Source organism: Ilumatobacter sp. (genome assembly GCF_030065885.1).
In the GTDB taxonomy this organism is placed as follows: domain Bacteria; phylum Actinomycetota; class Acidimicrobiia; order Acidimicrobiales; family Ilumatobacteraceae; genus Ilumatobacter.
In genome coordinates, this window is record NZ_JASJCS010000015.1 from 34246 (window position 1) to 53074 (window position 18829).

An 18829-nucleotide genomic window follows, 5' to 3' on the forward strand; every position below is an offset into this window, starting at 1 on the left:
GCGCCGCGAATCAGAACTCGCGCTTCTCGCGGACCTTGGCGGCCTTGCCGACGCGATCGCGCAGGTAGTACAGCTTGGCGCGGCGGACGTCGCCGCGCTTGACGACCTCGATCTTCTGCACGGTCGGGGCGTGCACCGGGAACGTGCGCTCGACGCCGACGCCGTAGCTCAGCTTGCGCACCGTGTACGTCTCTTGCAGACCGCTGCCCTGGCGACGGATCACGTTGCCCTGGAAGACCTGCACACGCTCTTTGCCGCCCTCGACGACGCGCACGTGCACCTTCAGCTCGTCCCCGGGGAAGAACTCGGGGATGTCGTCGCGAAGCGAATCGTTGTCGATGAGGTCGGTCGTCTTCATGGCGTGTCTCTCAGATCGTCGGGCCCGGGCCACTGCAACGGGCCGCTCAAGGATACGGGACCGGCGGGAACTCTTCCAACAGCGCGCGCTCATCATCTGTGACCCCGCCGCGGGCCTCGATCAAGTCCGGGCGTGCGGCGATCGTGCGGTGCAGCGCCTGGGCGTGGCGCCACCGGGCGACACGAGCGTGGTCGCCGCTCCGCAGCACGTCGGGCACCTCCCATCCACGGAACGTCGCCGGCCGGGTGTAGTGCGGTTCCTCGAGCAGGCCACCCGATCCGAAGCTCTCGGTGACCGGGCTGTCGATGTTGCCCATCACGCCCGGCAGCAGTCGGGTGACCGCCTCGATCACCAGGCATGCTGCGACCTCCCCACCGCTCAACACGACGTCGCCGACGCTCAGCTCGCCGTCGACGAGGTGTTCACGGACCCGGTGGTCGACGCCCTCGTAGCGCCCGCACAGCAGGCTGAAGCCGGCGCCCTCGGCGAGCTCGCACGCCATCGGCTGATCGAAGCGACGGCCGCCCGGCCCGAGCAGGTACAACGGCCTCGGCGGGTCGGCGGCCTCGACCGCGTCGAACAGCGGCTGCGCCATCATCAACATGCCGGCACCGCCTCCGAACGGCGCGTCGTCGACCGTGCGGTGGACATCGCTCGTGTGGGTCCGGGGGTCGTGCAGACGAACGTCGACGCGGCCGACGGCCCGCGCCTTGCCGAGCAGGCTCTCCGAGCAGAAGTGGTCCACCACGTCGGGGAACAGCGTGAAGACGTCGATGCGCATCGCGGCTCGGGTCACTCTCCCAGGTCGAAGAGGCCGTCGGGCGGATCGATCGTCACCAGCGTGCCGTGTTCACCGACGTCGACGGCGGTGACGAACACGGCTGGGACCAGTGACCCGGTGTCGAGCTCGAGCAGGTCCGAGGCCGGGTTCTCGATCACGGCCGTGCAGCGCCCGCGCTCGATGCCGTTGACCTCGATCACGTGGGCGCCGATCACCTGATGCACCCAGAGCGCGTCCGCGTCGTCGATCGGAGGTGCGTACAGCAGCCCACCGGTCAGCGCCTGCGCCACCTCACGCGTGTCGACGCCGTCGAAGTGCACCCGCCATCGTTCGTTGGAGCGGCTGGACGCCGAGATGGTCATCCAGCGGCCGCGCACCCAGAGCCGGCTCCCGACCGCGGCGCGTTCGGAGCGATCGGTCGTGAGGTCGACGAAGAGATCCCCCCGCACCCCATGCGCCCGCCCCACGCGCCCCACCTCGAGCAACCCCTCGGGAACCCCCGAAGCCTCCTCCGCACTCACGCCCGCCAACGTACCCGCCCCTCAGAGGTGTTCAACGTGGGTCGCGAACAGGTAACTCGACTGAGGATCAGGTCTCGGTCTGCCAAGGCGCAATGAGCCCCGAGTTGCCCTCGGGCAACGAGCAGCGAGATGCAACGCCGGCAGGGGGAGAGCTGGCCTCAGTCGAGGAATTCGATGTCGAGCTCGACGCCGTCCTTGGACGCCGCGGCTCGCGTGACCGTGCGGATGCTCGCTGCCGTGCGACCGCGCCGGCCGATGACGCGACCCAGGTCGCCGTCGCCGACGCGCACGTCGAGGCGGTGCTTGCCGTCGTCGGTCACCTCGTCGACGGTGACCTCGTCGGGCTGGTCGACGATCGACTTGACGATGTGCGTGAGCACGGCGACCGCGGTGGGCGCGGACTGCTCGTTCACTTGCTGCCCCTGAACTGCTCCATGGCCCCGGAGACCTCGAGCAGCTTGGCCACCCGCTCCGTGGGCTGCGCCCCCTGACTCAGCCACTTGACGGCCTTGTCGTTGTCGACGGTGAGCGCCGAGGGATCCTGACGGGGGTCGTAGTGACCGAGGATCTCGATGAACCGGCCGTCGCGCGGCGAGCGGGCGTCGGCCGCGACGATGCGGTACTGCGGCTGCTTCTTCTTGCCGACTCGTGTGAGGCGCAGCTTGACTGCCATGTGAAACGTTTCTCCTGGATGCGAGCGATGCCGCGACGAATGCGGCCGTGAAAGGTTAGCGGGGAAGCCTGCCCGGACCACCCGGGAGACCGCCGGTCTGGCCGCCCATCAGGCCCTCGAGCTCGGACATGTCGGGCATGCCCGCGCCGGTGAGGCCGCCCAAGCCCGGGAAGCCGCCGCGCTTGCCCTTCTTGCCGCCCCCCATGCCCATCTTCTTCATCATCTTCTGCATCTCGCTGAACTGCTTGACGAGGCGGCTCACCTCGCCCGGCTCGGATCCGGAGCCCCGGGCGATGCGGGCGCGCCGGCTGCCGTTGATGATCTGCGGGCGGGCGCGCTCTTCGGCCGTCATCGAGTGGATCATCGCCTCGATCGGCTTGAGGGCGTCGTCGTCGATCTGGGCGTTCTTGAGCTCTTTGGGCATGCCGGGCATCATGCCGAGCACGCCGCTGAGCGGGCCCATCTTCTTGATCGCCTGCATCTGCTCGAGGAAGTCGTCGAGGGTGAACTGTCCCTCGAGCATCTTCGCCGCGGCCTGCTCGGCCTGTTCGGCCTCGAACGCCTTCTCGGCCTGCTCGATCAAGGTGAGCATGTCGCCCATGCCGAGGATCCGGCCCGCCATGCGGTCGGGGTGGAACTGCTCGAACGCGTCGAGCTTCTCGCCGGTCGAGGCGAACGCGATCGGGCGTCCGATGACCTCCTTGACCGACAGCGCCGCTCCGCCGCGGGCGTCACCGTCGAGCTTGGAGAGGATGACACCGTCGATCTCGAGCGTGTGGTGGAACGCCTCGGCGGTCTGCACCGCGTCTTGACCGGTCATCGCGTCGATGACGAGGAACGTGTAGTCGGGCGACACGGCACCCGAGATCAGTCGCACCTGCTCCATCATCTCGGCGTCGATCGACAGGCGGCCGGCGGTGTCGACGATGACGACGTCGCGGCCGAGCCGCTTGGCCTCCTCGACCCCCTCGAACGCGGTGATGACCGGGTCCTCGGGGTCGGAGAACACCGGCACGTCGACCTGCGCGCCGAGCGTGCGGAGCTGCTCGACGGCGGCGGGACGCTGCAGGTCGGCGCCGACCAGCAGCGGTTGACGGCCGTGCGACTTGAACCACCGGGCGAGCTTGCCGGTGGCGGTGGTCTTGCCCGAGCCCTGGAGGCCGGCCATCAGCACGACGGTCGGCGGCTTGGATGCGTACTGCAGGGTCAGCGTCTCGCCGCCCAGGATGCGGATCAGCTCGTCGTTGACCGCCTTGACCACCTGCTGGCCCGGGTCGAGCGCCTGCGAGCGCGTCGCGCCGATGGCGTGCTCGCGGATGCGGTTGCACACCGACCGCACGACCATCACGTTGACGTCGGCCTCGAGCAGCGCCGAGCGGATCTCCTTCATCACCTCGTCGACGTCGGCCTCGGTGAGGCGGCCCTTGCCGCGGAGTCGCTTGACGATGCCGTCGAGCCGGTTGGAGAGGTTGTCGAACATCAGGTGGGTCAGGCTACCGGCAGCCCGACGCCTGCCGGGGCCCGGCCGGCGTGCGTGTGTTCAGCAGACCCACTCGTAGGTCTGCTCCTCGACCGTGAGCCAGATCGTCTGCCCGCTGTCGGAGGTGTAGTGGGCGACGCCGTCGGCGTAGACGACCAGCGTGCCGACGTCGTCACCCGGTCCCGGTTCGGCGACTCGGGCGAGGCCGACCGGAGCAGTCGGCAGCGGCTCGCGAGGCGTGTCGAGGATCTCGGCGATCTCGTCTGCGAATCCGAAGCCGAAGTCCGCCAGTGGGTACCAGAGCGTGCCGTCGACCTCGACGGGCTCGTTGGCACAGCCGATGTAGTACTCCACGTCCTCGACGACCTCCACGATCGCCACGGCTGCCCGTGGCTCATCGGATTCGGAGGAGCCGCAGGCGATGATCGTGGCGATCGAGCACGCCGCCATCGCGAGCGTGCGCACGACGCTCATCAGCCGATGAACTCGACGGCCACGACGACGTCGGCCTCGACGGCGACGTTGGCGCGGTTGGTGACGAAGTCCTCGGTCAGGGCGAGCGCTTCGCCGTCGAGCACTGCGACGCGAGTCACGAAGCCGAGCTCCTCGGCCTGTCGTTCGAACTCGGCGAGCGAGATGCCGACCAGCTCGTCGAGCACGAGCGGGTCGACCGCGGGTTCGGGAGCCGGCGACGGCACGTCGGGCTCGGGCGACGGGGCCTCGTCGATCGGTGACTCGACCGGCTCGTCGGCGTCGACGACGTCGCCCTCGCCGATCACGGGTGCATCGTCGACCGGCATCGGCTCGGGCGCCGGCAGCGGCTCGGGCATCGGGAGGTCATCGGGTTCGACTCGGATCAAGAAGTCGTCGGTGACGGCGGGCACGACGTGCCAGCCGCCGTCGCTGTCGATGAACCGGTAGGCGGGCAGCAACCACACGGCGCCGTCGGTGTCCCAGGCCCACCAGAAGTCGGCCTCGACGTCGACGAGCGTCACGGTGATCGGCTCGGGCTCGGGCAGCGGTGGCAACGGCTCGACCGGCATGGGGTCGACCGGCATCGGCTCGGGCTCGACCGGCGGCTCGCCGGGCACCGTCTCACCGGACTCGTCGGGCAGCACCTCGACCGTCTCGTCGTCGGCCGGCAGCACGTCGACCGACGCCGGGTCCTCGGCGATCGCGGACTCGGCGATCGCGGGCTCGGCGGCGACGCCGGCCTCGACGGCGACGCCGGTCTCGGCGACGCCGGGCGCGCCGAGCGGGAGGTCGACACCACCCAGACCTCCGCCGAATCCACCGAAGAAGCCGCTCTGGTCGGTCAGGCGGGCGATCGCCGCCTCGAGGTCGATCAAGCCGTACGGCCCGACCGGCTCGGGGACGGCGAGCGTGCCGCCGGCGAACTGCATCACGCCCTCGGCCCCGAAGCCGAAGTTCCAGGTGCGACCGGGCGCACGGCCGTCGGTGGTGTCGGTGATGCTGACGCTGGCGAACCAGTCGTCGGCGAAGGTGTCGAACCGCATCGTCGAGGGATCCTCACCCAGCGCAGCGAGCAGTTCACGGGCACGCTGCTCGGCGTCGGCGCCGGACGGGACGCCGGACGGCGGCTCGGGCTCGGGGCACTCGCCGATCTCGTTGCCGTCACTGTCGACGGCGACGGCGCAGCTGGTGACGACGCCGCCCTCGTCCCATGCGCTGCTGTAGTTCCACGACAGCTGCGCGTCCTCGAACAGCCAGACGCTGGGAGCGGAGCCATCGTCGGGCCCCACCCGCCAGCTGACGCCGAAGCCCTCGTCGATGCGAACCGCCTCAGCGGTCACGCCCAACGTGCCCGCCAACTCCTGGACCTGCTCGGCGGTCGCGGTGGCGCCTGCGGCGAAGACGTAGCCGACGTCGTCGGTCGGCAGCGGCGGCATGCCGTCGCCGACGACGTACTCGGCGATCCAGGGCGCGATCATCATGTCGCTCGTGGCGGCACCCTCGGCCGACGCAGCCGTGGACTGGTCGGCGGCGAGCCCGCCTCCGCCGGCGGCGCTGCCGCCGGTGATCTCGATCGGCACCGGTGCCCGCATGCCCGTGCCGTCGACGCCGTCGATGGTCGAGACGGAACCGGCGTCGTCGGTGGATGCGGGATCGTCGGACCCGCAGGCAGCGAGGATCAGGACGGCAGCAGCGGCTGCCGGGACGAGGCGTGGGGGGATTCGCATCATGACCATTGGACGCCCGGCCGGTCGGCGTGGTTCCCGGCCATCGGGAATTCAGCCTGCCGAGGGAGCGCCGGAGGTCTCGTCGAACAAGGCGGCGACGAACTCCTCGGGGTCGAACGGGATCAGGTCGTCGACCTGCTCGCCGATGCCGACCAGCTTGACTGGGATCCCGAGCTCGGTCTCGATCGCGAAGACGATGCCGCCCTTCGCGGAGCCGTCGAGCTTCGTGAGCACGACGCCGGTCACGTCGGTGGCCTCGCCGAACTGGCGGGCTTGCGCCATGCCGTTCTGGCCGGTGGTGGCGTCGATCACCAGGAGCGTCTCGGTGACCGTGCCGGCGCCCTTCTCGGCGACGCGGCGCACCTTCTTCAGCTCCTCCATCAGGTTGGTCTTCGTGTGCAGGCGGCCGGCGGTGTCGGCGAGCACCAGGTCGATCCCCTGCGATGCGGCCCGCTCGACGCCGTCGAAGATCACCGACGACGGGTCGCCGCCTTCTGCGCCCCGCACGAAGTCGGTGCCCGAGCGTTCGGCCCACGTGCCGAGCTGTTCGGCGGCCGCCGCACGGAAGGTGTCGCCGGCGGCGAGCAGCACCGACCGGCCGGCCTCGACCTGGTGGCGAGCGACCTTGCCGATGGTGGTGGTCTTGCCGACGCCGTTGACGCCGACGAACATCCAGACGTTGGGGCTGCCGGGGTCGAATGACTCGTCGAAGTGCACCGTGCGATCGGCACCGGCGAGCTGCTCGACCATGTCGCCCTTGAGCGCGTCGAGCAGTTGCTGTGGCTCGGTGATCTCCTTGTCCTTCACGCGGGTCTTGAGGTCGTCGAGCAGCGCATCGGTCACGCCGAGGCCGACGTCGGCCCGCAGCAACGCCTCTTCGAGCTCGTCCCACGTGTCGTCGTCGATGGCGCCCCGGCCGAGCACCGATGCAAACGCCCCGCTGAAGGCGGAGCGGGCCTTGGCGAGTCGCTGGCGCAGCGACGGCGGCTTCGCCTCGACGGCCGGTTCGGGCTCGACGACCAGCTCGGGCTCGACGACGGGCGCCTCGACGGCCGTGGCATCGTCGGCCTCGAGTGCCTTGGGCGGCGGCGCCTCGGGAGGCGCCACCGGACGCGGCGGCGCCTCGAGACGTGCGGCCGAACGCCGGTTGAGGATGACGACCCCGAAGCCGAACACCATCACGGCGACGGCGAGGATCAGGAAGATCCAGTACCACTCCATCGCTGAGAGACGCTATCGGCCCGCGGGGGAACGACCGGCTAGGACGCCCCGTCGACCCAGGGAACGGTTTGACCCGGCCGGTCAGGTCCGCGCCGTCGCGGTGCTGGCCCGCTCGGTGACGACCTTCGACGATCCGCCGGGCTGCATCGACACGCCGAGCAGGCAGTCGCCCGCCTCCATCGTGCGCTTCTGGTGCGACACGATCAGCAGCTGGGCGTCCTTGCGGAACTCGGCCACGAGCCCGAGGAACCGGTGCAGGTTGACGTCGTCGAGCGCCGCCTCGACCTCGTCCATGACGTAGAACGGCGACGGCCGGCTCCGGAACACCGCGAACAGGAACGCGAGCGCCGTCAGGCTGCGCTCGCCGCCGGACAGCAGGGACAGCTTCTTGATGTTCTTCCCGCTCGGCTTGGCCTCGACCTCGATGCCGGTGTTGAGCAGGTCGTCCGGAGCCGTGAGCTTGAGCTTGCCCTCACCGCCTGGGAACAGGGTGCCGAACAGCTGCGCGAAGTTGGCGCTGACGTCGGCGAAGGCGCCGGCGAACACGTTCTGGATCTCCTGGTCGACGGCCTTGATGACCCGGGACAGGTCCCGTCGCGTCGTGCGGACGTCGTCGAGCTGCTCTTCGAGGAAGGTGTGGCGCTGCTGCAGCTCGTTGAACTCCTCGAGCGCGAGCGGGTTGATCGGCCCGAGCAGGCGGAGCTCGCGGTCGAGCTCGCGGACCCGGCCGGCCGCAGTGGCACCCTCGGGCAGCTCCGGCTGCTCGGCGGCCTCGGCGGTCGCTGGTTCGACGTCGAGGTCGCGGCGCAGCGTCTCGATCGACGTCTCGAGCCTGAGCTTCGCCTCTGCCTCCTCGATCTCGGAGCGGTGCGAGGTGTGGCGCACCTCCTCGAGGCGCCGCTCGGCATCGGTCCGACCCGAGCGCGCCGTGTCGAGCTCGGTCGCCAGCGCGCGCACCTCGTCGCTCTGTCGGCGGCGACGCTCGACCAGGTCGTCGTGCTCGGCCTCGATCACCGTCCGGTGCCGCTCGACGAGCCCGGTCAGGCGCTCGATCGCCAGGATCGCTCGCTCGATCTGCTCGCGCCGGTCGGCGGCGACCAGCCGTGCCTCCTTGTCGGCCTCGAGACGCCGCTCGGTCTCGGCGATCCGGGCCTCGAGGAACTGCTGCCGCTCGTGCAGCCCCGCGTTGCGAACCTCCAACTCGCGGCGGCGCGACGCCAGGACGGCGGCGCGTGCCTCGAGCTCGGCGCGGGCCTCGCCACGCGCCCTGGCTGCCTCGGCCTCGGCCTGCTCGTCGGCATCCAACGACGGCAGCACCGTCTCGAGCTCGGCGATGCGGGCCCGCTCGCGCTCGATGTGGCCGCCGAGATCGACGACGGTCGCGCCGAGGGTCTCGAGCTCGGAAGCGGCCTCGCGGCGCTGACCGAGTGCCCGGCTGAGACCCTCGGAGGCCGCGGTGAAGCGCGCGTCGTTCTGATCGAGCTGCCGCGTGAGTTGGTGCTCGTGGGCGCGCGCCTGCTCCAAGGCGTGTCGGGCGTCGGCCTGCGCCTGGACGGCGGCTGCGAGCGCATCGGCGGCCTGCGCCGCCCGCTCGGTCGCGTCGTTGAGCGCGGCGGCAGTGGCGCCGCCCGCCGCAGCGCCGATCCGCCAGCCGTTCGGAGCGAATCGGTCGCCGTCCGCCGTGACGATGACGGCGGCCGGGTGCTGGAGCGCCGCGTCGATGGCTGCGTCGAGCCCATCGACACGCACTGCGCCGCCGACGAGTGCCGCCAGCAGCCCTGCGAGCCCTGCCCGGTCGGAGCGAACGTGCGGGAGCACCGGCTCGCCGACGGCCGGCCGCATCGTGTCGCCCGCCGAGACGCCGGCCGCGAGCACAGCCCCGCTGGTGTCGGACTCGCGCAGCGCTGCGAGGGCGCGCTGCGCCGATGTGTGACCATCGACGACGACAGCGTTCAGGGCCTCGCCGAGCGCTGCCTCGACGGCGCTGTGCCACCCGTCGTCGATCTCGACCAGGTCGAGCAGGGTGCCGAGGACGCCGTCGACGTCGGCGAGCCGCTCGGCACCGGCGCGGGCGTGGGCCGCGTCGAGGGCGAGCTGGAGCGCCTCGACGCGGGCCTGGGCACGCGAGGCCTCGTCGGAGGCGGTGTGCCGCTCGGCCGTGCGCTCGTCGAAGTCGGCCGCGGCCTGGGTGCGGGTCTGCTCGGCCTGCTCGATCTGGCTCACCAGCGGTGACTCGACGTCTTCCGCACGGGCGCAGTCGGCGCGGAGACGGTCGGTCTCGTCGTCGAGCTCGGCCAGCTTGGTCCTGAGCTCGTCGCTGCGAGTGGTCGAACGCCGCAGTTCGCTCTCGGTGCGTTCGACCCCGCCGCGGATCGACCGCAGCTCGCCGCGCACCTCGGCGGCTGCGCTTGCCGCCTTCGCCCCGCCGTCGGCGGCGCCGAGCGCCTCGGTGACCCGCTCGCGCTCGCTCTGGAACGCGACCTCGTCGGACTCGAGCGCTTCGGTGTCGGGCGCCACCCCGAGGAGCGCAGCAGCGACCTCGTCGAGCTCGGCCCGGAAGCGCGCCGCGTCGGCTTCGAGGTTGGCGACGACGCCGGCGTCGAGCAGCTGACCGTGGTCGCGCTCCAGCGAACGTTTGCGTTCGGCGAGCACCGCAGTGAGACCACGCGAGCGCTCGCGCAGCTGCTCGACCTGCATCAGGCGATCGCTCACGTCGTTCTCGCCACGGGCGGTGAGCTGGGCCTCGATCGACATGATCTGCGTGTCGAGGCCGGCGAGCTCGTTCTTGAGGTCGTTCTCGAGGCGGACCGCCTCGATCCGGTCGGCTGCGATCGACTCGAGCTTGGCGCGCAGGCCGCTGATCTCGCGCCCCGCGACGAACACGCGCAGGGTGTGCAGCTCGCCGACGAGCGTCTCGTGGCGCCGCGCCGCCTCGGCTTGCCGCTCGAGCGGGCGGAGCTGCCGCCGCACTTCGCGCAGGAGGTCCTGCAACCGCAGCAGGTTCGCCTCGGTGGCGTCGAGGCGCCGCTCGGCCTTCTCCTTGCGCTTGCGGTACTTGAGGACTCCGGCCGCTTCCTCGATGATGCCCCGGCGATCCTCGGGCCGGGCGTTCAGCACCGCGTCGATCTGACCCTGGCTGACGATCACGTGTTGTTGCCGGCCGACGCCGGCATCGGAGAGCAGCTCCTGGATGTCGAGCAGGCGGCAGGGCACGCCGTTGATGGCGTACTCGCTCTCGCCCGTGCGGAACAGGATGCGGGTGAGCGTCACCTCGTTGAACTCGACCGAGAGCAGCCCCGACGTGTTGTCGAGCGTGAGGCTGACCTCGGCGCGACCGAGGGCGGGCCGCGACTCGGTACCGGCGAAGATCACGTCGTCCATCTTCTGCGACCGCACCGACTTGGGTGCCTGCGCGCCGAGGACCCAGGCGATCGCATCGACGACGTTGGACTTGCCGGAACCGTTGGGCCCGACCACCACGGTCACCCCGGGTTCGAGGGCCATGAGGGTCGAGTCGGCGAAGGACTTGAAGCCCTTGAGGGTGAGACTCTTCAGGAACACGCTTCGCCGAAACCTACTCGTCGCGTGTTGCGGAACTCGCGAACTCGCGCAGTTTGTTCAGCCGTCGTCCAGACGGCCCCGATTCACCACCTGCACCGGGGTCAGACGTGCACCGGACGATGTGCCGGCCGCCTCGCACTCAGTGACATCCGGCGGCAGCCCTGAACATCCCTTGACGGTGGGAAGCGGCCACGGCTCGACACGGCCACTACATTCGGCGTCGGCACCCGGCGGAAGGAATGTAGATGCGGCGACCACACGCGATCCTGGCGGCCCTCGCGGTCACGACCACCTCGGTGATCGCGCCGAGCATCGGCGGCGGCGTGGACGAGGCGATCGCCGCCACCACGTCGACGGTGATCGACCTCGGCGCCGACGTCCACGACGTCGCCATCGACGAGACGGCCGGGCTGGCCTACGTGTCGGTGCCCGCTCAGGACGAGGTCGTCACGATCGACCTCACAACCGGGCTCGAGGTCGACAGCGACTTCTTCGCCAACCCGTGGGGACTCGAGCTGTCCGCGGACGGCAGCACGTTGTTCGTCGCCCTGCGCGACTCGACCGGCGTCGCGGTGTGGGACCTCGTCGCCGACACGACCCAGATCATCACGGTGCCCGAGCTCGACGACCCGCGGACGTACGACGTGATCAACCCGCAACCCGACCTCCTGCTCGTCTCGGCCAGCCCCAGCAGCTCGGGGCTCGCGTACATCGCAGCCGTCGACCTCACCGACAACAGCACCAGCCGCGTCGCCAGCAACGAGATCATCCGGGCCGCCCCGACCTTCACGGGCCACGGCGACTTCGTGTACGTCGGCGAGGGCTTCTCCCCCAACTCGCTCTACAAGCTCGACCTCACCCAACCCGGCATCCCGATCGTCCTCGAAGACGACCACGGCGCCGTCAGCGGTACCCAACGATCCGTCGTCGCACCCGACGGCAGCGTCATCGTCACCGGCGCCGGCCAACGCCTCGACACCACGAACTTCGTCCAGACCGGTGCGTTCGGCGCTGGCCTCGGCGAGTTCTCGGTGAGCGACGGCGCGTTCTGGGTCTACGACACGAGCTTCGACACCGCCGGCGACCTCCGACGCTACGACCCGATCACGACACAGCAGCTGCGCGTGTTCCCCGACCCGTGCGGGTTCAGCCAGCCACTGAACGGCAGCGGCTTCGAGGACGCTGTCGGCCGGTTCATCATCACCGCCGGCAGCGAGGTCTGCATCCTCGCCGTGCCCACGATCTGCTTCGGGCAGGTCGTCGACGTCGACCTCGCACTCGGGCAGACGCCGACACCCGGACCCGACGTGATCCTCGGCACGCCCGGCAACGACGTCATCGACGCACTCGGTGGCGACGACCGGATCTGCGCCCTCGGTGGCTTCGACACGATCGACGGCGGCGACGGCGTCGACCTGATCGACGGCGGCGACGACGCCGACACGATCGACGGCGGCGGCCAGATCGACGGCATCGTCGGCGGGAGCGGCGGCGACCTCATCTACGGCGGCGCCGGCAGCGACATCATCCTCGCCGGCGAGGGCAACGACACCGTGCTCGGCGGCACCGGCGACGACGAGATCCACGGGGGACCCGGCGACGACGAGCTCCGTGGGCAGAACGGCGCCGACACCGTCTGGGCGAACACCGACACCGACACCGGCTCGGTCGACGAGGACGCGATGTACGGCGGTGGCGGCCACGACAAGATCACCGGTGACCGGGGACCGGACGTGATCCTCGGCGGCAACCACGCCGACGTGCTCGCCGGCAAGGCCGGCGACGACATGATCTACGGCAACAACGGCGCCGACACCCTTCGCGGCGGCCCGCACGACCTCGGCGACTACTGCAACGGCGGCACACGCAACTCGTCGACGGGTGACGTCGCCAGCGCCTGCGAGACGGTGCTCAACGTGCCCTGACCGGCGGGGCGGGCTCGCGACGTCACGGACCCCCGCTCAGTCATTCCGAGCGTGGCCCGGGCGCGCCGCTCAGCGCTGGCAGCGTGGGCAGTAGAACGTCGAACGCTGGACCGAGACGGTGCGACGGATCCAACCGACGCCGCACGTCCGGCACCGTTCGCCCTCCCGGCCGTAGACGTGGTGCTCGTCCTGGTACGAACCGCCCTCGCCGAAGAGGTCGACGTACTGAGCGTCGCCGAGCGTCGACCCACCCGACGCGATCGCCTCGGACAGCACGCGGTGGATCGCGTCGTGGAGGCGCCGTTCCGACATCGTCGACAGCTCGTCGCTGATCCGGTCGGGGCGCAGTCGGGCCTCGTGCAGGATCTCGTCGGCGTAGATGTTGCCGATGCCCGCGATGACGTGCTGGTCCAGCAGCAGGGGCTTCAGCTGGCGGCGGTGCGAGCGGAGGATGGCCCTGAGCTGGGGCAACGCCAGCCCCTCGGCGATCGGGTCGGGGCCGAGCGCGGCCAGGTCGGGGATCTCGACCGCGACGTTGTCCGGATCGAACACGACGACCTCACCGAACGTGCGCGGGTCGACGAACCAGAGCTCCTCAGCCGGACGGTCGGCGTCGCCATCGAGATGGAGCACGACGTGTGTGTGCGGCGGCCGATCGTTGCCGGTGGGCGCGACCAGCACCTGACCGCTCATGCGGAGGTGGATCATCAGCTCGTCGCCGCTGTCGAGCGGCAGCAGCAGGTACTTGCCACGGCGGTTCGCAGCGAGGATCGTCGTGTCGGTCAGGCCGTGGACGACCGCCTCGGGGCTGGTCCGGCGAACGGTCCGTTCGCGGCCGACTTCCACCGCGCCGACGTGACGGCCGACCACACGTCGTTCGAGGCCGCGGCGGACCGTCTCGACCTCGGGCAGCTCGGGCACGCGTCAGTCCGCGGTGATGGCATTGAACGCGATGCTGGCGGCGGCCTGCTCAGCGGCCTTCTTCGAGCGCCCCTCGCCCTCGCCCAGCAGCTCTTTGGCGACGAGCACTCTCGCGTAGAACGTCTTGTCGTGATCGGGGCCGCTCGACCGCACCTTGTAGTCGGGTGACGGGCGCCCCTGATGTGCCAAGGCCTCCTGGAGCGCCGACTTGTAGTCGAGCCGGTCGAGTGAGTCGACGGCGTCGGCGAGCCGTGGCGTGAACAGGCGGTCGATGAGCGCGTACGCGGGGTCTGCGCCGCCGTCGAGGTACACCGCCCCGAGCACCGCCTCCATGGCGTCGGACAGGATCGACACCTTCTCGCGCCCACCGGCTGCGTCTTCGCCGCGCCCGAGCAGGATGTGCTCGCCGACGTGCAGTTCGGCGGCGACCTCGGCCAGAGCGCGAGCGTTCACGACGCTCTTCCGCAGGTCGGTGAGCGCACCCTCGGCCAGATCGCCGAAGCGGTGGAACACCAGATCGGCGATCACCCAGCCGAGGACCGCGTCGCCGAGGAACTCGAGTCGTTCGTTGCTGTGGTCGTCGTCGGATTCGGCCACCCACGAGCGATGGCACATCGCCCGATGGAGCAGCTTCTCGTCACTGAACTCGTGACCGAGGCGCGTCTGCAGCGCCTTCACGGCTCAGCTGCCGGTGCGCTCGTGGACGTAGTCGACCGCGTCGCGGACGGTCTTGAGATCCTCGAGGTCCTCGTCTTCGATCCGGAAGCCGACCGTTCGGTCGGACAGCTCCTCCTCGAGGGATTCGACCAGCTCGATCAACGCGAGCGAGTCGGCCTCGAGATCGTCGACGAACGACTGCCCCTCGCTGATGGTGGACGGGTCGATCTCCAAGATGTCGGCCAGCCGATCGCGGACGATCTCGAAGATCTCGTCGCGCTCGATCGGGCCCTGGTTCACATGAGTCTCTGCAGGCATCGGGGCGATTCTACCTGGTGCGTTGTTTGCTCGACGGGGTGTCTCTCCATCACAATCGAAGTATGCGCGACGATCCCATCACCGCCGTCATGACCACCGACGTGGTGTCGATCGACCGCGACCAACCGCTGTCGGACGTCTACCACGCACTCCAGGGCGCCGGCTTCCACCACATGCCGGTGCTCGACGGTGATCGACCCGTCGGCATGATCTCGGGCACCGACGTGCTCAAGCTCGTCTACGACATCGAAGGTGCCAGCGACCGCATGCTGACGAACATGCTCGACCACCAGTTCAACATCGACGATGCGATGAGCACCGACCTGGTGACGTTGCCCGACACGGCGACGGTGCACGACGCCGCCGTCGTGCTCGCCGACGGCAAGCTGCACTCCGTCGTCGTGGTCGACGCGACGGGCGCGATGGCCGGCATCGTCACCTCGACCGACCTCGTTCGCTTCCTCCGCGATCTCTGAACCGTGCCAGTTGCCGTGTCACTTGGTGTCAGACACCAAGTGACACGGTGTCTGACACCAAGTGACACGCGGTCGTGAGCGTCACTCCCAGAGTGCGACGCTGATCGTCTCGTCGTTGACGCCCTGCGGGAACCAGACCCGGACGTGGTCGCCGTCAACCGCGAAGACGACGCCTCCGGAGCGCGCCACCCACACGAACTCACCCTCGCCGCAGCACCCCTGCCGGAACGTGTCGAGGCCCGGCCACCGCTGCGTGTCGTCGACCAGCCGGCCCGTCTCGACGTCGACCATCAGATAGCCGTCGGCCCGATGCGGGGAATCGGTCGGGCCGTACACCTCACCGCTGCTGACGATCGCGAACCCGTCCGCCGCCACCGGGACCGCACGCTGACCCGGGAGCTGCCAGCGGATCTCACCCGATGCGGTCTCGAGCGCGACGAGGGACCCGTCCACGCAGAACTGCTCGTCCGTCCGACCCGCACAGGCATCGAGCAGCGTGAGGTCGCCCACCTCGATGCTCCGGAAGCCCTCGCGTGAGGGGTCGAGCAGCTCCGGCCGCGTCCAGAGGACCTCGCCGATCGCGTTGCGACCCGACCATGCCCTGTCCTCGAACGAGGCATCCGCCCAGACGTCCGTCGCAGCGAGGATCGAGGCGTCGTCGGTCCGCCACGCGCCGCCCTCGAACACGCCGGCGACCTGGCGCCACTCGGAGGCCATGTGGAAGAGCCGGAACGAGCCATCGTCGACGTCCGGGTCGAGGCGGAACTCGAGCCGCCACGCCTGCTGACCGTTGGCACGCTCGAGGTACGGGATCGTCGTCGTCGACCCGCTGGCGACGTCCAGCACGTGCAGCCGGTCGTCGTCGACCGAGATGCGACCCTCCTTGCGGCCGAACACCACGTGACGGTCGCTGATCGCCTCGACCCCGAGACCCTCCGGGATGTCCGGGGCGGCGAGGTCGTTGCCGGTCCGCACGTCGAGGGCACGCCAGGCATCGACCAATGAGTGGTCGTCGGTCCGAGGGTGCTCGAGCACGAGCGCGGTCTGTGTCGGCCCCACGACCACGAACCCGAGTGAGGCCCCATCGAAGCAGCGCCGCCAGCGCACCTCGCCGTCGTCACCGACCAGCGCGAGCATCCACGCTGCGAACCAATCGGACGAGCTCGGCCGGACCGAGATCAGGGTGCCACCGTCGACCCGCTGCACACCGACCGCCGGCTCAGATGCCAGCCTCGCACGCTCGGAGCGGCCGCGCGGAACGGTGATGTCGAGCGCCGGCACCGATCCGAGCGGGCCGAACTGCCCGTACACCGGTGCGTCCACGTTCGAGGTCGTCGGGTCGGCCGACAGCTCGACGCACTCCGGTGTCCACCCCACCGGCACGATCGGATCGAGCGTCCGGATCTGCTCGGCGAGGGCCTCGATCGATTCGCGCTCGGCGTCGTCTGGTAGCGGACCGAGCACAGCGGTCACGTCGGTCCCACCGCACCCGACGTGGAAGCCGTGGACGTCGACCGTCCATGGCTCGTCGTCCTCCGGGTCGAGGAACGCGACCACGTCGACGCCGGCAACATCGACGGCGGATGCGAGTGGGTCACCCTGCTCGTCCGGCCACGTGGACGGGATCTTGAAGCTGGTCATGCCATGGACGTCACCGACGAGGGTGCTCACGTCGTCGAGCTCGTAGACGGTGACGGTCGAGCCGTCCACGACGCGCCGGCTCACCGACGACAGCGAACCCGTGATCACCGCCCTGTTCCGAGCGATCAGGTCACCGAGCCGGACCGCAGGGTGGTCGTCGCGGGCGGTGTGACCGGAACCGAGCACCGCCAGGATCGGCGCCAGAGACGCTGCATCGGCGCACTCCATGATCGACTCCGCTGCCTCCGTCGACGGGAGAGGCTCGACCGGACCGGTCGGCGGTGGCCGTTCTGTCGTTCGTTCTGGCGTCGTCGGTGAGGTCGATGACGTCGGGACGCCGCCGGTCCGCTCGGTGGACGGCGACGACGGTGGCGACTCGATGCCCACGTCGTCGGCGTCGGCCGCACACGCGGCGAGCGGCATCAGCAGCGCGGTCACGGCAACCAACGCGGAGTGACGAGCCCTCGGATGGCCGCGGCTGCTCATCACACCTCCTCGCGACGATCGTACGGAGCGGTTCCGACGGGGCGCCAGGGTCCGACGACCCAGGCCAACGCTCGATGCCCGAGCCTCGAAGCGCTGCTCGGCGAACGCTTCCTGGTTCGGTGGCCCGGCATGCCAGGCCCCGCCCCGTCGTGGCCCCTCGGGCGATCAGGACCGGACGCCCTTGCCTCCCCGTCCTCCGAGCACGGCTACCAGGGCCGACTGTCGCCAGCGCAGCAGGGCCCGGTGGGTTCAGCCACGCTGTTGTTCGATCACGCCGGACCATGTGACGCGGGCGCCCTCGTGGCCGGTCCGCACCATCCAGATCGTGGCGAGCACGGCCAGGATCGCCACGGCGACGGCGAGGCCCGGCACGATCAGACGCAGCGCAATCGCGCCGCGGTCCGCCGTCACGGGCTCGACGGCGAGTTCGCCGGGCGACCACCGCCGCTCGACGACGAGCAGGGCGACGAGCGCGACGAGCCAGAGCAGCATGAGGTTGCGGGTCGTCTCGGCCAGCGCTTCATGCTTGCCGACGTCGACGAGGCCGGCGAGCAGGTCGTCGAACGCCTGACCCGACTGCATCGCGAGCAGCACCGAGACGAAGACGACCACCTGCGCGCCGACCAACCACCAGCCGAAGCGAGCCCGCCAACGTGATCGGGCGACGACGACCACGGTGACGAGCGCGAGGAGGGGCTCGAGCACGATCGGTGCGTGCACGAGGAGCACGTGTGTCGGCAGGTCGAAGATCGACTCCATCGGTCCAGTGTCGCGTGGGTCGGGATCAGGCTGTCACGGTCACGCTCAGGACCTGCCCGGCAGCGGCGTGGCTGTTCGGGCCGACGGCGATGTTGCAGAGCAGGACGTAGTTGCCCGGCGGCACCTCCCACGTCGCCGACATCGTCTGGCCGGGCTCGAACCGTTCGATGCGTCCGATGAAGTCGTCGGGCGCGATCGCGTCCTCGTCGACGGCGCCGTTGGCGAGCAGCGGGAGCGTCTCGTAGCTCTCGCCGCGGACGAGCACCAGTTCGTGGGGGAACTCGCCGTCGTTCGACGCTTCGAACGTGACGGTCCCGCCGGTGAACTCGTTGGGCGCGACGATCTCCCATTCGATGAGCGAGACCGGGACGACCGTCCCGGCGGCCGGGTCGGTGGCCGGCGGGTCGGTGGCGGGCGGATCGGTGGCCGGCGGCGCGTGCGGCGAGCGGAAGGGCGTCGGTGCCGCAGGCGGCGCAGCCGGATCCGGCGGCACCGTCGCGGCCGGCTCGTAGCCGACGATGTCGAACAGGCACTCGTTGCCCGGGAGGTACAGCCGCGCCGCCTCGCGGGGCTGTGGGCCGGGCCGGTCCCAGTCGGTGAACTCGAACTGCTCGAGACCGATCTGCTCCATGTAGGCACCCCAGATGCGGGCCGGGAACGTGCCACCCTGCACGCGGGACACCCCCGCCGCCTCGAACTCGGGCACGTTGCGCATCGGCGTGTACCGGTCGGGGTCGCGCACCATCACGGCCGTCGAGAGCTCGGGGGTGGCGCCCACGAAGAACGCCGTCCAGTTGTTCTGCTGGGTGCCGGTCTTGCCGAACGCCGGCCGCCGGTCGGCGAACTCCGC

17 protein-coding genes and 1 pseudogene are annotated in these 18829 nt (G+C 70.3%); 2 read left to right on the forward strand and 16 right to left on the reverse strand.

The features are described from left to right. Positions 1-10: 10 nt before the first annotated feature. The 10 genes from rplS to smc form a co-directional block, all read right to left on the reverse strand. On the reverse strand, positions 11-358 hold the full coding sequence (gene rplS / locus QNJ12_RS05665; protein ID WP_300620034.1) for a 50S ribosomal protein L19: 348 nt from the start codon (positions 356-358) through the stop codon (positions 11-13). Positions 359-404: 46 nt separating this feature from the next. Next, the gene (gene trmD, locus QNJ12_RS05670; RefSeq protein ID WP_367281756.1) at positions 405-1139 is read right to left on the reverse strand and encodes a tRNA (guanosine(37)-N1)-methyltransferase TrmD; all 735 of its coding nucleotides are present in this window, start codon (positions 1137-1139) and stop codon (positions 405-407) included. Between the two features lie 11 nt (positions 1140-1150). Further along, a complete protein-coding gene (rimM, locus tag QNJ12_RS05675; RefSeq protein ID WP_300620038.1) occupies positions 1151-1660 on the reverse strand; it encodes a ribosome maturation factor RimM in 510 nt (169 codons plus the stop codon). A gap of 158 nt (positions 1661-1818) precedes the next feature. After that, on the reverse strand, positions 1819-2073 hold the full coding sequence (locus QNJ12_RS05680; protein ID WP_300620040.1) for a KH domain-containing protein: 255 nt from the start codon (positions 2071-2073) through the stop codon (positions 1819-1821). Then, on the reverse strand, positions 2070-2333 hold the full coding sequence (rpsP, locus tag QNJ12_RS05685; protein ID WP_300620042.1) for a 30S ribosomal protein S16: 264 nt from the start codon (positions 2331-2333) through the stop codon (positions 2070-2072). Before rpsP ends, QNJ12_RS05680 begins: the two co-directional genes overlap by 4 nt. Positions 2334-2388: 55 nt before the next feature. Beyond that, complete coding sequence (gene ffh / locus QNJ12_RS05690; RefSeq protein ID WP_300620045.1) at positions 2389-3813, reverse strand: signal recognition particle protein; 1425 nt, start codon at positions 3811-3813, stop codon at positions 2389-2391. Between the two features lie 60 nt (positions 3814-3873). Then, the gene (locus QNJ12_RS05695; RefSeq protein ID WP_300620048.1) at positions 3874-4287 is read right to left on the reverse strand and encodes a hypothetical protein; all 414 of its coding nucleotides are present in this window, start codon (positions 4285-4287) and stop codon (positions 3874-3876) included. After that, entirely contained in the window at positions 4287-6014 is a 1728-nt protein-coding gene (locus QNJ12_RS05700; RefSeq protein WP_300620051.1) for a hypothetical protein, read from the reverse strand. The genes QNJ12_RS05695 and QNJ12_RS05700 overlap by 1 nt, the downstream gene beginning before the upstream one ends. Positions 6015-6065: 51 nt before the next feature. Continuing rightward, positions 6066-7235 carry a signal recognition particle-docking protein FtsY gene (gene ftsY / locus QNJ12_RS05705; protein WP_300620053.1) on the reverse strand — a complete coding sequence of 390 codons (1170 nt, stop codon included), beginning with the start codon at positions 7233-7235 and terminating at the stop codon, positions 6066-6068. A gap of 81 nt (positions 7236-7316) precedes the next feature. Further along, on the reverse strand, positions 7317-10796 hold the full coding sequence (gene smc / locus QNJ12_RS05710; RefSeq protein WP_300620055.1) for a chromosome segregation protein SMC: 3480 nt from the start codon (positions 10794-10796) through the stop codon (positions 7317-7319). Between the two features lie 245 nt (positions 10797-11041). Here smc and QNJ12_RS05715 point away from each other — a divergent pair, with 245 nt between their 5' ends. Beyond that, positions 11042-12721 (forward strand): hypothetical protein, encoded by a 1680-nt coding sequence (locus QNJ12_RS05715; RefSeq protein WP_300620058.1) that lies wholly within the window; start codon positions 11042-11044, stop codon positions 12719-12721. 69 nt (positions 12722-12790) lie between these two features. Here QNJ12_RS05715 and mutM read toward each other — a convergent pair whose 3' ends face one another. From mutM to QNJ12_RS05730, 3 genes are read right to left on the reverse strand one after another with little or no spacing between them, the layout of a single operon-like run. Beyond that, the gene (gene mutM, locus QNJ12_RS05720) at positions 12791-13642 is read right to left on the reverse strand and encodes a bifunctional DNA-formamidopyrimidine glycosylase/DNA-(apurinic or apyrimidinic site) lyase (RefSeq protein ID WP_300620061.1); all 852 of its coding nucleotides are present in this window, start codon (positions 13640-13642) and stop codon (positions 12791-12793) included. 3 nt (positions 13643-13645) lie between these two features. Next, positions 13646-14320, reverse strand: coding sequence for a ribonuclease III (gene rnc / locus QNJ12_RS05725; protein ID WP_300620064.1), 675 nt, complete (start codon positions 14318-14320; stop codon positions 13646-13648). Positions 14321-14323: 3 nt separating this feature from the next. Continuing rightward, the gene (locus QNJ12_RS05730) at positions 14324-14617 is read right to left on the reverse strand and encodes a phosphopantetheine-binding protein (RefSeq protein ID WP_300620067.1); all 294 of its coding nucleotides are present in this window, start codon (positions 14615-14617) and stop codon (positions 14324-14326) included. A 62-nt stretch (positions 14618-14679) separates the two neighbouring features. Here QNJ12_RS05730 and QNJ12_RS05735 point away from each other — a divergent pair, with 62 nt between their 5' ends. Beyond that, complete coding sequence (locus QNJ12_RS05735) at positions 14680-15093, forward strand: HPP family protein (RefSeq protein WP_300620071.1); 414 nt, start codon at positions 14680-14682, stop codon at positions 15091-15093. An 81-nt stretch (positions 15094-15174) separates the two neighbouring features. On the opposite strand, the gene QNJ12_RS05740 is transcribed toward QNJ12_RS05735, so the two are convergent. The 3 genes and pseudogenes from QNJ12_RS05740 to QNJ12_RS05750 all read right to left on the reverse strand — a co-directional run. Continuing rightward, the gene (locus tag QNJ12_RS05740; protein ID WP_300620074.1) at positions 15175-17172 is read right to left on the reverse strand and encodes a hypothetical protein; all 1998 of its coding nucleotides are present in this window, start codon (positions 17170-17172) and stop codon (positions 15175-15177) included. 297 nt (positions 17173-17469) lie between these two features. Then, entirely contained in the window at positions 17470-17979 is a 510-nt protein-coding gene (locus tag QNJ12_RS05745) for a DUF2231 domain-containing protein (RefSeq protein WP_300620077.1), read from the reverse strand. A 25-nt stretch (positions 17980-18004) separates the two neighbouring features. Beyond that, positions 18005-18829 (reverse strand): annotated as a pseudogene (locus QNJ12_RS05750) (hypothetical protein); the annotation flags it as partial.